The sequence below is a fragment of the Nocardioides bruguierae genome (assembly GCF_023554635.1).
GTDB classification, from domain to species: Bacteria; Actinomycetota; Actinomycetes; order Propionibacteriales; family Nocardioidaceae; genus Nocardioides; species Nocardioides bruguierae.
The window spans coordinates 1-12,159 of the sequence record NZ_JAMJPH010000032.1; the positions used below are offsets into that span (position 1 = coordinate 1).

Here is a 12,159-nt window from a genome sequence, read left to right on the forward strand (position 1 = left end):
GCCAGGACCGATGCTCAGGAACCAGCTCCCAGAAAGCTCTCTCGACGCTCCGCCGTACCCGCGGCCGGCCTCCGACACCCATACACCCCTCCAGGGCTAGGTGTTGCGACCACCGCATGAACCCAAGGGCCGAAACAGGTGCATTTCGTCGCGCACTATCGGCCACGCCAGGTCAGGACGACGGCGGGGCGGTGGTCTCGCGGACGATCAGCTCCGTGGAGACGGTGACGTGCTCGGGCACGTGCTCGTCGTCCGGCTCCGAGGAGAGCAGGTGCAGAGCCTGGCGAGCGGCGATCTGGCCCTGCTGGACGACCGGCTGCCGCAGCGTCGTCAGCCCCATGAACCGCGACATCTCGTGGTCGTCGATGCCGATCACCGAGAGGTCCTCGGGCACGCGGACGCCGCGCTCCTTGGCGGCGTGCAGCACCCCGATGGCCATCTCGTCGGACGCCGCGAAGACCGCGGTCGGCCGGTCCGGCCGGCTGAGCAGGGCGTGCCCGGACTCGATGCCGCCGTCGCTGGTGAAGCCGCCGTCGACCTCGAGCGTCGGGTCGTGCGGGAGGCCCGCGGCGGCCAGCGCCTGCCTGTAGCCACGCAGCCGGAGCCGGGGCGTGGTGAAGTCCAGCCCCTCGTCCTTGAGCCCGCCGACGTAGGCGATGCGTCGGTGCCCGAGGGCGACGAGGTGCGCCACCGCCTTCTCGGCCACCTCGACGTCGTCGATGCTGACGCTGGGCCAGTGCGGCACCCGCAGGCCGACGGTCACGACGGTGCGGCCGGGGCGGGCGAGCCGACGCTGCTCGGTGGCGGTGGGCTCGATGCCGACGATCACGATCGCGTCGACCCGCTTGGTCAGCAGCTCGGTGCCGAGCACCCGGTCGCGCGCCTCGGGGTCGCCGCCGAGGTTGTAGAGCGCCAGGTCGTGGTCGCGGCGCCGCAGCTCGCGCTCGGCCCCGAGCAGGATGGTGGAGAAGTACCAGCGGGTGACGAACGGGACGACGACGGCCACGGTGCGCGTGCGACCGCCGCTGGCGAGGCCGACGGCGTGCGGCGAGGGCGTGTAGCCGAGGCGGACGGCCGCCTCGAGCACCCGGGCGCGGGTGTCCTCGGAGACCCGCGGGAGCCCGCGCAGGGCCCGGGAGACCGTGGCGGTGGAGACGCCGCACTCGCGGGCGACGTCGTCGATGCTCGTCACCGGGCACCCCCCTCGCGGTCGTGGTCACGGCCGCCGTGGTGGGCCTGGCGGCCGCGCCCCTCGGGGGTCCCCCCGGACCGCGGGCACCATGCTCCCGGCCCTGGCACGTGACAGGCATGTCGCACCCGCGCGGCGGGCCCTAGGTTGTGACCATGCGCACGTCTGCCTACACCGGTCCGCTCCCCGTCCGCCTGCCCGACGGCAGCCGCCTGGAGCTGGGCACCGCCACCGCCTCCTACCAGATCGAGGGCGCCGTCGCCGAGGACGGACGCGGCCCGTCGATCTGGGACACCTTCACCGAGCGCCCCGGCGCCGTCCGCGACGCATCCTCGGGCGAGACCGCCTGCGACAGCTACCACCGCTGGCGCGAGGACGCCGACCTCGTCGCCGGCCTCGGCGTGGAGTGGTACCGCTTCTCCATCGCCTGGCCGCGCGTCGTGCCGGCCGGCACCGGCGCCGTGGAGCCGCGCGGGCTGGACTACTACGACCGCCTCGTCGACGGCCTCCTGGAGAGGGGCGTGAAGCCCACGGCCACGCTGTACCACTGGGACCTCCCCCAGCCCCTCGAGGACGCCGGCGGCTGGCTGGTCCGCGAGACCGCCGAGGCGTTCGCCGACTACGCCGCGGTGGTGGCCGAGCGGCTCGGCGACCGCGTGGGCGCCTGGGCCACCCTGAACGAGCCGTGGTGCGCCGCGTACCTCGGCTACGCCGCCGGCGTCCACGCGCCCGGGCGTCGCGAGGGCGGTGCCGCCCACCGGGCCGCGCACCACCTGATGCTGGGCCACGCGCTGGCCGCCGAGCGCCTGCGGGCCGCGGGCCCGTGCGACGTCGGCGTCGTGCTCAACCTGGCCCCGATCTGGCCGGAGACCACCGGCGAGGCGGGCGCCGACGCGGTCACCGACGCCATCGACGCGCTGCGCAACCGCGTCTGGCTCGACCCGCTGGTCGACGGGGCCTACGACGAGGGCCTGCTCGCGGTCGCCCCGGAGCTGGGCGACACCGACCTCGTGCACCCCGGGGACCTGGAGGCCGTCCAGGGCTCGGCCGACTGGGTCGGCCTGAACTACTACACGCCCGTGCGCCCCACGCCGGCCGCCGGCGGTGCGGCGCACCCCGAGGGCGGCGCCTACCCCGGCGCCCCCGCCTTCGACCTCGTCGTGCGCGAGCCGATCACCGACATCGGCTGGGAGATCGACGCGAGCGGCCTCGAGGAGCTCGTGCGCACCACGGCGGAGCGCACCGGGCTGCCGGTGCTGGTGATGGAGAACGGCGCGGCCATGGCCGACGCCAAGGTCGCCGACAACGTGGTCGACGGCGTCGTCGACGACCAGGACCGGGTCGCCTACCTGAGCGACCACCTCGCTGCCACGCGAGCGGCGCGGGACGCCGGCGCGGACGTCCGCGCGTACGTGGTGTGGACCCTGCTCGACAACTTCGAGTGGGCCGAGGGGTACACCAAGACCTTCGGGCTCGTGCACATCGACTCCTCGGACCAGGCGCGGACCCCGAAGGCCTCGTACCACTGGGTGGCCGAGGTCGCGCGGGAGGCGCGTGGCTGATGGGGGGACGACCCCGTGGGAAGGGGTCGGTGAGGACGCCGGCGGCGCGGTCCGCACGCCGGCGTCCTGCACTCCTGGGCGTCAGCCCTTGACGCTGCCCGCGAGCAGACCGCGGACGAAGTAGCGCTGGAGGCTGAAGAAGACGACCAGCGGGATCACCAGGGAGATGAACGCGCCGGAGGCCAGGAGGTACCAGTCCTCGCCGCGCTGGCCGACCAGCAGCTGCAGGGCGACCGTGAGCGGTTGCACCTGTGGCGAGCTGAAGACCTTGGCGACGAGCAGGTCGTTCCAGACCCACAGGAACTGGAAGATGCCGAACGCGGCGATGGCCGGGGCCATCAGCGGCAGCATCATGCGGGTGAAGATCTGCACGTGACCGGCGCCGTCCACGCGGGCGGACTCGATCAGCTCACCGGGGATCTCCCGCATGAAGTTGTGCAGCAGGAAGATCGCCAGCGGCATCGCGAAGATCGTGTGCGAGAGCCACAGGGCGTAGAGGCCGCCGGCGGGCGCCCCGTTGCCGGAGAGCGGGACGAGGCCGAACGGCATGTCCCGGTAGAGCTGGAGCAGCGGCACCAGCGTGACCTGGATGGGCACGATCTGGAGCGCGAAGACCGCCACGAACAGGGTGTCGCGGCCCTTGAAGTCCATCCACGCGAACGCGTAGGCGGCCAGCGTGGCGAGGCTGATCGGGATCAGCACCGCCGGGACCGTGATGACGACCGAGTTGATCAGGTTGTCCATCAGGGTGCCGGCGCCCGCGCTGGAGTCCAGCGCCGTGCGGTAGTTGTCCAGCGTGAACTGGGGGTCCTGGAAGAAGTTCCACCAGCCGTTGGACTTCACCTCGGCCTCGGGGCGGAAGGACGAGACCAGCAGGCCGAACGTCGGCACCGTCCAGACGAGCGCGACGATGAGCGCGATCGCGGACCCGACGCGGCCGCCGGCGGACTCCTTGAAGGCCGACGCCGCGGACTTGGGCCGGCCACCCTTGGACCCGTTGCCGCCCTCGGGCGGGGTCGGCTCGGTGCCGACGGGGTTCTCCACTGCGGCGGTCATCGTGCCTCCAGCTTGCGCATCGAGCGGACGTTGTAGATGACGATCGGGACCACGAGCACGAAGATCACGACCGCGATCGCCGTGGCCAGGCCCTGGTTACCGGAGACGAAGTTCTGCGTGTAGAACTCGTAGGCCATCACCGACGTGCCGAAGTTGCCGCCGGTCGCGGTCTGCACGATGTCGAAGACCTTCAGCGTGGCGATGGTGATCGTCGTCAGCACCACGATGAGGCTCGGGCGGATGCTCGGGATCGTGATGTGTCGGAACATCTTCCAGCCGCCCACGCCGTCCAGCCGGGCGGCCTCGACGATGTCGTCGGGGATCGCCTTGATGGAGGCGGACAGGATCGTCATCGCGAAACCGGCCTGGATCCAGACCAGGATGACGATGAGGAAGAACGTGTTCCAGGGCTGGTCGAGGATGAAGTTGTACGGGTCGAGCCCGATCATCGTGAGCAGCTGGTTGGCGAGACCGATCTGGTCGACGCCCCCGGCCGCCTGGGCGGAGGAGAGACCCTCCGCGCTGCGGTAGGCGTAGACGAACTTCCAGATGATCGAGGCACCGACCATCGAGATCGCCATGGGCAGGAACAGCAGCGCCTTGGCTGCCTTCTCGAAGCGGGAGCGGTCCACGAGGATCGCGTAGACCAGGCCGATGCCGGTGGAGAGCAGCGGCGTGAGGATGACCCAGAAGAGCGTGTTGCGCAGCACCTGGAGCTGCGTGGGGTCGGTGAAGAGTCGCGTGTAGTTGTCCAGCCCGACGAACGGGGCCTCGAAGGGGCCGGCGCCGTAGAACGAGCGGATGAGGGTGCGGACCGCGGGGTAGAGCAGTCCGACGAGGATGAGCAGCAGGGCGGGCAGCACGAAGGCCGCCGCCTGGACGCGCTCGCCGTTGCGCGAGCGGAGTCGCTGCGTGAGCAGCAGGATCACGGCCATCACGCCGAAGAACAGCGCGACGGCGATGACCATCTGGATGAGCTTGTCTGACGTGGTCACGGTCCTACCCGTCTCTCGAGAGCGGTCCCCCGCCGGTGTCGCCCGGCAGGGCGTGCTTCAGCGGGCCCGGGCCGCGCGGGCCGGGGCGGGTGGGTGTGCCAACCCGCCCCGGCGACGCGACTCAGGCCGTGGCGCTCGTCAGGAGGCCGGCCAGCTGTTCTCGATGTTGTCCAGCGCGGTCTGGGTGTCCTCACCCGTGATCCACGCCGTCATCTGCTTCCAGAAGGAACCGGCACCCACGGCGCTCGGCATCTGGTCGGAGCCGTCGAAGCGGAAGACGGCCTCGGGGTCCTGCAGCGTCTCGGCGGAGAGCTGGTCGATCGGGCCGACCAGGTTCGCCACGTCGAGACCGGTGTTCGCGGAGACCCAGCCACCGGTGGTGGTGGCCTTCGCCTTCTCGTTGGCCCACACGTCGGTCGACAGGTAGGTCTGGAAGGCCTGGACCTCCGGGCGGTCGGAGAACGCCGCCACGAACTCGCCGCCGCCGAGGACGGGCTTGCCGTTGTCCTCGTTGGTGGTCGGCAGGTAGAAGGCGAACACGTCGCCGTCCTCGGCCACGGTCACGCCGTCGCCCCACTGGGTGCCGTAGAAGGACGCCTGGCGGTGCATGGCGCAGTTGTCGTCGAGGATGGGCAGGCCGCCCTCCTGGAAGGACGTGGTGGCGACGGAGTCGACGCCGCCGAAGCCGCCGTTGACGTAGTCGGAGTTCTTGAGGATGTCGCCGACCCGGTCGAGCGACTCGGCCACGCCGGCGTCGTTGAACGGCACCTCGTGGTTGACCCACTGGTCGTAGTAGTCGGCGCCCTGGTCGCGGAGGATCGCGTCCTCCAGCCAGTCGGTGGCCGGCCAGCCGGTGGCCTCGCCGGACTCGATGCCCGCGCACCACGGCTTCATGCCCGAGGCCGCGATCTCGTCGGAGAGAGCGAGCATGTCGTCCCAGGTCTCCGGGATCTCCCAGCCGTTCTTCTCGAACGTGCTCGGGGAGTACCAGACGAACGACTTCACGTTGGCGCCCAGCGGGGCGGCGTAGAAGGTGCCGTCGACGGTGCCGTAGCCCTTCCAGTCCTCGCCGAACCACTCGTCGACGTTGTCGGACACGGTCTGCGGGGCCGCCACGGCCAGGCCCGAGCCGACGACGGTCTGCAGGAGACCGGGCTGCGGGATGTAGGCGATGTCGGGGGCGTTGCCGGCCTGGAGGCGCACGACCAGCTGGGTCTCGAACTGGTCCGAGCCCTCGTAGCTGACCTCGGCGCCGGTGCACTCGGTGAAGAGCTCGTAGGAGGCCTCGTGCTGCTCCTGCTCCGGGGAGAGGATCGAGGTGTAGACACCGACCGTCGTGCCGGTCAGGTCACCGAAGTCCGCGAGCTGCTCGAGGCCCTCGCAGTTGCTGTTGCCGTCGCCGGGCCAGGTGCCGCCGGCCGACTGGGTCTCGCTGGTGTCACCGTCGTCGCTCGCGCAACCGGCCAGGACCAGGCCGGCCACGGCCAGCGCAGCGACAGAAGCCTGCCGCACCTTCTTCGAACGCATGCTGGGTCCCTCTCTCGTCAGCGGCGAGAGCGACCTTGCCCCCGCCTGATGGACTCTGCGTAAGAGGCATGACAGCGCTTGCACTCAGGTAACGTCAAGGTTTCTCAGCAACAATTGTGTAACGGGGCTCACAGAGAGCTGAACACTTCTCTCAGGACGGCCGGGTCGGCGGTCGGACGCTGGCAGACGAATCCCCTGCACAGGTAGGCCGCCTCTGTCGCACCGGGCACCGGGGTCCTCCCCTCCAGCAGGGCCAGGCCCCCGTCCAGCGCTGCGGACCAGACCGGTGAGGCCGGGTCGGCGACCGCCACCACGGCCCCCGGCAGGCGGCGGGCCTCCCGCTCCAGGGCGTCGCGCCGCTCCCCCGGCGCCCCGACGACGGCCACCTCGGGCACGCCCGGGGCCGCGACGGCGGCGGCCGCCAACGACCACCCGGCGAAGCGGGGCGAGCGGACGGCCAGCGCCGCCACCGTCCCGAGGGCCTCGTGCGCGGCGTCCAGGTAGCGCTGGGTCCCGGTCAGCGCGTGCGCTGCGAGCAGCGCGTGCACGGTGGCCGAGAGCCCCGAGGGGCTCGCGTTGTCGCCGGGGTCGCGGGGGCGGGTGAGCAGGTCGGACGCGTCGGCGGGAGTGTCGAGGAACCCGCCGTCCTCGGCACGGAACCGGGTGAGGGCGTCCTCGAGCAGGGCGAGCGCCCGGTGCAGCCACACCGGGTCGGCGGTGGCACCGGCCAGGGCGAGGAAGCCACCCGCCACGCAGCCGAGGTCCTCCAGCACGGCCGCGTGGCGGCCGGCGACTCCGTCACGGCTGACCCGCAGCAGCCGCATGCGGCCGCCCTCCTCCACGAGGTGGACCTCCGCGAGCAGCCGCCCCGCGTCCAGCGCCGCGTCGAGCAGGTCCGGGCGGCGCAGCAGGCTGCCGGCGTCCACGAGGGAGGAGATGGCCAGGCCGTTCCAGGCGGCCACCACCTTGTCGTCGCGCGCGGGGCGGGTGCGGGTCTCGCGGGCGGCACGGAGCACGGTGCGGACGTCGGCCAGCCGCTGCTCCCCCGGCCCCTCCGGGTCCGCCCGGCGCTGTAGCACCGAGGAGCCGTGCTCGAAGGTGCCGCGCTCGGTGACGCCGAAGACCTGCGCCGCCCAGGCCGCGTCGTCCGCCCCGAGGACCTCGGCCAGCTGCGCCGGCGTCCAGACGTAATAGCGGCCCTCCTCGCCCTCGGTGTCGGCGTCGAGCGCGGAGGCGAAGCCGCCCTCGGGGGTGCGGAGCTCGGCGAGCATCCAGTCGGCGGTCTCGGCCGCGACCCGGTCGCCGAGCGGCGTGCCGAGCCGGGCGTAGAGGCCGAGCAGCTGCGCGTTGTCGTAGAGCATCTTCTCGAAGTGCGGCACGACCCAGCGGTCGTCGACGGAGTAGCGGGCGAACCCGCCCGCGAGCTGGTCGTACATACCGCCGCGGGCCATCGCCTTGACCGTCGCGGTGAGCATCTGCCGCGCCCGCGGCGACTCGTCGGTGCCTTGGAGCGAGACTCGCCGCAGCAGCTCCGCCACCATCGACGGCGGGAACTTCGGGGCACCCCCGAACCCACCCCGGACGTCGTCGTGCTGCCCGTCCAGGGCGCGCACCGCCGCCGCGACCTCGGCCGCACCCAGCGGCGCGGGCGGCACCGAGCCGTCGCTGGCCAGGTGCTCGCGCAGGTTCGCCGCGACCCGGCCGACCTCGTCGCGCCGGTTCTCCCACGCGTCCGCCAGGCCCTCGAGCACCTGCCGGAAGGACGGCATGCCGTGCTTGGGCTCGTCGGGGAAGTAGGTGCCGGCGAAGAACGGGCTGCCCTCGTGGTCGAGGACGCAGGTCATCGGCCAGCCGCCCTGGCCGGTCATCGCCGTGGTCGCGTTCATGTAGACGGTGTCGACGTCCGGCCGCTCCTCGCGGTCGACCTTCACGCAGACGTAGTGGGCGTTGAGGTAGGCCGCCGTGGCGTCGTCCTCGAACGACTCGTGCGCCATGACGTGGCACCAGTGGCAGGCCGCGTACCCGACGCTGAGCAGCACCGGGACGTCGCGTCGGCGGGCCTCGGCGAAAGCCTCCGGCCCCCACTCCCACCAGTCGACGGGGTTGTGCTGGTGCTGCAGGAGGTACGGCGACGTGGCCGCCGACAATCGGTTGGGCATCTGCCCCTCACTCCATCACTGGTCGACGCGGTGCCAGGACGCCACCGCAGGTTTGGCGCCCTCGTTCCCCGCTCACGAAGGCGGTCCGGACAGCCTCACACGGTCCTCAGCCACGGACCATGCCGACCTGGTGAGGGCACCCTCCTGGGCCAAGGTCCGAGGGTCGTCGTCGACTAGTTGTCCCAGTAGAACTGGTAGGGGTACACCGCGACGAAGCGTCCCCCGTCGCTGGTGGCGTAGTGGACGTTGATGGCGTTGTTCTTGCTCTCCTCCTCCCCGTCGACCTCGTCGGCGGGGGTGGGCCCGATCCGGAACGCGAGGACGGCGCCGGCCGGGTCGGAGCTCGGAGCGTCGTCGGTGCCCGTGCCCCCGTCAGTTCCCGGCAGGCAGTAGTCGGCGGCGTCGGGCCACCTGTCGAACCGCGGCGTGGGGCGGGTCATCGACTTGCGGATGCCGGCCGGGGCCAGACGGATGCCGTCCACGGTCAGCGGTGAGGCCCCCTTCTCGGTGACGAACTCGACGGAGAGGATCGCGACCGGCTCTGCACCCCGGTTGGTCACCGGGATGATCGCGACCTGCTCCAGGGGAGCGCCCGGCTGGCGCCGCATACCGATGCCGAGGACGCGGGTGTGCGCGTCCTGGAGCGGCCCTCCCTGCTGCTCGTCACCGGCCGGCTCGGTGAACGGCGCGCAGCTGGTCGCGTCGAACCTCTGCTCCCACGCGGTCGGAGCCCGGCTCGTCCCGGTCGCGTCGGGGGCCGGACTCCCGGCGTCGCAGCCGGTGCCGGTGACGACGACGGCCACGGCGAGGAGAGCCGCAGCGCCCCGCGCTGCGACCCGGTGCATGTGGGTGCGCTGCATGTGGGTCCCTCCCGAGAAGTCCTCGTCACCCTTTCCGTCAGGCCCGGCTTGAAACCTGGACCTGTAAAGGCCGTCGGCCAAGCCGCCGCCATGCTCCCGAGGCACCCTGCTCGCCGTACGATCACGTCCGTGTCCGCCACCCTCGTCGCCAAGGACCTCGCCGGTGGCCACGACCACCGCACGCTCTTCGAGGGGCTCGACCTGACCCTCGCCCCGGGCGACGTGGTGGGCGTCGTGGGCGCGAACGGGGCGGGCAAGTCGACGCTGCTGCGGCTGCTGGCGGGCGTCGACCGGCCCCTGGCCGGCACGGTGAGCACGGCGCCGTCCGACGCCTTCGTCGGCTGGCTGCCGCAGGAGCACGAGCGGGTGCCCGGCGAGACCGTGGCCGGCTACGTCGTCCGCCGCACCGGCGCGGCCGCCGCCACGGTCGCGATGGAGGAGACCGCCAACGCGCTGGGCAGCGGGGACGACGGCGCGGAGGACGCCTACGCGGTCGCGTTCGACCACTGGATGGCCACGGGCGCGGCCGACCTCGACGACCGGATCGGCCCGGTGCTGGCCGACCTCGGGCTGGACGTCGGCGCCGATGCGCTGATGACGTCGCTCTCCGGCGGCCAGGCCGCCCGGGCTGCGCTCGCCGCCCTGCTGCTGAGCCGGTTCGACGTCGTCCTGCTCGACGAGCCGACCAACGACCTCGACCTCGGCGGGCTGGAGCGGCTGGAGTCCTTCGTGCAGGGCCTGCGCACCGGCATCGTCCTCGTCTCCCACGACCGCGAGTTCCTGGCCCGCGTCGTGACCCGGGTCGTGGAGCTGGACCTGCCGCAGCACGAGGTGCGGGTCTACGACGGCGGGTACGACTCGTTCCTCGAGGAGCGCGCCGTCATCAAGCGCCACGCGCGCGAGGCCTACGAGGAGTTCGCCGAGAAGAAGGCCGACCTCGTCTCCCGCTCGCGCACCATGCGCGAGTGGAGCAGCCAGGGCGTGCGCAACGCGATGAAGAAGTCGCCCGACAACGACAAGATCCGCCGCCGCGCGCAGGTGGACTCGAGCGAGAAGCAGGCCCAGAAGGTCCGGCAGATGGAGTCCCGCATCGCGCGCCTGGACGAGGTCGCCGAGCCGCGCAAGGAGTGGCAGCTGCAGTTCTCCATCGCCGCCGCGCCCCGCTCGTCCTCGGTCGTCGCCACGCTCAACGAGGCGGTCGTGCGGCACGGGGACTTCGCCCTCGGGCCGGTGTCGCTCCAGGTGGACGCCGGCGAGCGGGTCGGCATCACCGGGCCCAACGGTGCCGGCAAGACCACCCTCCTGCGGCTCCTGCTGGGCCGCGAGGAGCCGGCGTCCGGCACCGCCTCGCTCGGTGCCTCCGTGGCGATCGGCGAGGTCGACCAGGCCCGCACCGGCCTGCCCGACGACGAGACGCTCGGCCGCGCCGTCGAGCTCGCGCTGCCCGACCTCTCCCCCGCCGAGTGCCGGACGCTCCTGGCCAAGTTCGGCCTCAAGGCCGACCACGTCGCCAGCCTGGTGGGGCGGCTGTCCCCCGGCGAGCGCACCCGCGCCGCGCTCGCGCTGCTCCAGGCCCGCGGCGTGAACCTGCTGGTGCTCGACGAGCCGACCAACCACCTCGACCTCCCGGCGATCGAGCAGCTGGAGGAGGCGCTGGCCTCCTACGAGGGCGCTTTGCTCCTCGTCTCCCACGACCGCCGGCTCCTCGACGCCGTGCGTCTCGACCGACGTCTGCACGTCGAGGACGGGCGGGTCCGCGAGGTCTGAGGGGCCTCGCGGCAATACCCCGGATGGGGCTGTCGGGCCCGGCGGGGCGTCCGCGAGGGTCGGAGGGTGGCGGACTGTCCGCACCACCCGGCTGATCGGTCCGCGCCCACGTGGCTCTGGGCCCTCGGACTGCTGCTCGTGATCGGCCTGCTGTCGCTGGCGATCAACGGACCCGGCGACACCGCGGGCTCGGCCTCGGCCTCCAGCGGGGTCGGCTGTGGCACCTTCGCGCTCCCCGGGGACGGCGGCGTCGCGACCGTCAGCGAGCGCACCGGCGGCGTCAGCTGCGAGGCGGCGCTGCGGCGTGCGGCGGCCTACTACGCGGACGCGCCGACGCAGGGCCGCGGCAGCGGAGGCTACGTCCGGCACGGCGCGTGGGTGTGCGGCAGTGCCACCCGCGCCGTGACGGACGAGACCGGCCGGCTCGGCACCTGCCAGACGCTCTCGGGTCGGAGGGCGTTCCGGATGCGATTGGTGGACGTGCCCGAGGAGCCCACGGCTGCGGGGTGACGCCGGCTCCTGCAGGGCTCGCTCAGGACTTGTTGTCCCGGGACGCCAGGTCGTCCAGCGCCGCGCGGGCCCCACGCTCCCCGGCCCGCTCCTGGTCGTTCGTGCGCGAGCGGCGGCGTGCCCGCAGCACCAGGTAGGGCAGGAACAGGGTGGCCACCGCGGTCGCGGCCCACACGATCACCATCGCGGCCAGCCAGGTGCCGATGCCCCCGTCGATGGTCAGCCCGCTGGTGAGCAGGGACGTGACGATCAGGGCGAGCAGCGTCGAGATCAGCCCGGCCCCGCCGAGCAGCACCTCCGCGTTGCGCTCGGCCACCCGGCTCACGAACGGGCTGAGCAGGGCCTGCGCGACCGAGAACACGGCCACGGCCAGCAGGAAGCCCTGCACGTCCAGGGTCATGTCGTCGAGCACCATCGTCGCGACGACGAGGCCGATCGCGGAGGACCCCACGAACACGGCCAGGCGGATGAGCAGTCGGATCATGGTGCGGCCTCCTCGCGCCTCGTCCGCGGACCGACCGCGGCACCTCGACG

General features: G+C 72.6%; 10 protein-coding genes. 3 read left to right on the forward strand and 7 right to left on the reverse strand.

The window, feature by feature from the left end:
- Positions 1-172: 172 nt before the first annotated feature.
- A complete protein-coding gene (locus M8316_RS17195) occupies positions 173-1,192 on the reverse strand; it encodes a LacI family DNA-binding transcriptional regulator (RefSeq protein ID WP_250056623.1) in 1,020 nt (339 codons plus the stop codon).
- 152 nt (positions 1,193-1,344) lie between these two features.
- On the opposite strand from M8316_RS17195, the gene M8316_RS17200 reads away from it, so the two are divergent.
- The gene (locus tag M8316_RS17200) at positions 1,345-2,751 is read left to right on the forward strand and encodes a GH1 family beta-glucosidase (RefSeq protein ID WP_250056625.1); all 1,407 of its coding nucleotides are present in this window, start codon (positions 1,345-1,347) and stop codon (positions 2,749-2,751) included.
- 81 nt (positions 2,752-2,832) lie between these two features.
- Here the strand turns inward: M8316_RS17200 and M8316_RS17205 are convergent, their stop codons facing one another.
- The 5 genes from M8316_RS17205 to M8316_RS17225 form a co-directional block, all read right to left on the reverse strand.
- Positions 2,833-3,807 (reverse strand): carbohydrate ABC transporter permease, encoded by a 975-nt coding sequence (locus M8316_RS17205; protein ID WP_250056627.1) that lies wholly within the window; start codon positions 3,805-3,807, stop codon positions 2,833-2,835.
- Complete coding sequence (locus tag M8316_RS17210) at positions 3,804-4,802, reverse strand: carbohydrate ABC transporter permease (protein ID WP_250056629.1); 999 nt, start codon at positions 4,800-4,802, stop codon at positions 3,804-3,806. Before M8316_RS17210 ends, M8316_RS17205 begins: the two co-directional genes overlap by 4 nt.
- Before the next feature lie 138 nt (positions 4,803-4,940).
- Positions 4,941-6,329, reverse strand: a complete 1,389-nt coding sequence (locus tag M8316_RS17215) for an ABC transporter substrate-binding protein (RefSeq protein WP_250056631.1) — start codon at positions 6,327-6,329, stop codon at positions 4,941-4,943.
- 128 nt (positions 6,330-6,457) lie between these two features.
- Complete coding sequence (locus M8316_RS17220; protein ID WP_250056633.1) at positions 6,458-8,488, reverse strand: thioredoxin domain-containing protein; 2,031 nt, start codon at positions 8,486-8,488, stop codon at positions 6,458-6,460.
- 173 nt (positions 8,489-8,661) lie between these two features.
- Positions 8,662-9,348: a hypothetical protein gene (locus M8316_RS17225; protein WP_250056635.1), complete on the reverse strand. Its 687-nt coding sequence runs from the start codon at positions 9,346-9,348 to the stop codon at positions 8,662-8,664.
- A 129-nt stretch (positions 9,349-9,477) separates the two neighbouring features.
- On the opposite strand from M8316_RS17225, the gene M8316_RS17230 reads away from it, so the two are divergent.
- Together M8316_RS17230 and M8316_RS17235 are read left to right on the forward strand one after the other, a co-directional pair.
- Positions 9,478-11,115 carry an ABC-F family ATP-binding cassette domain-containing protein gene (locus M8316_RS17230; protein ID WP_250056637.1) on the forward strand — a complete coding sequence of 546 codons (1,638 nt, stop codon included), beginning with the start codon at positions 9,478-9,480 and terminating at the stop codon, positions 11,113-11,115.
- A 66-nt stretch (positions 11,116-11,181) separates the two neighbouring features.
- A complete protein-coding gene (locus M8316_RS17235; RefSeq protein WP_250056639.1) occupies positions 11,182-11,625 on the forward strand; it encodes a hypothetical protein in 444 nt (147 codons plus the stop codon).
- Between the two features lie 22 nt (positions 11,626-11,647).
- On the opposite strand, the gene M8316_RS17240 is transcribed toward M8316_RS17235, so the two are convergent.
- Entirely contained in the window at positions 11,648-12,109 is a 462-nt protein-coding gene (locus M8316_RS17240) for a phage holin family protein (protein ID WP_250056641.1), read from the reverse strand.
- Between the last annotated feature and the right edge of the window lie 50 nt (positions 12,110-12,159).

Excerpts from the sequence above, each read along its gene's own strand:
- M8316_RS17200 (WP_250056625.1), top strand. The coding sequence starts at position 1,345 with ATGCGCACGTCTGCCTACACCGGTCCGCTCCCCGTCCGCCTGCCCGAC.
- M8316_RS17205 (WP_250056627.1), bottom strand. The coding sequence starts at position 3,807 with ATGACCGCCGCAGTGGAGAACCCCGTCGGCACCGAGCCGACCCCGCCC.
- M8316_RS17215 (WP_250056631.1), bottom strand. The coding sequence starts at position 6,329 with ATGCGTTCGAAGAAGGTGCGGCAGGCTTCTGTCGCTGCGCTGGCCGTG.
- M8316_RS17220 (WP_250056633.1), bottom strand. The coding sequence starts at position 8,488 with ATGCCCAACCGATTGTCGGCGGCCACGTCGCCGTACCTCCTGCAGCAC.
- M8316_RS17225 (WP_250056635.1), bottom strand. The coding sequence starts at position 9,348 with ATGCAGCGCACCCACATGCACCGGGTCGCAGCGCGGGGCGCTGCGGCT.
- M8316_RS17240 (WP_250056641.1), bottom strand. The coding sequence starts at position 12,109 with ATGATCCGACTGCTCATCCGCCTGGCCGTGTTCGTGGGGTCCTCCGCG.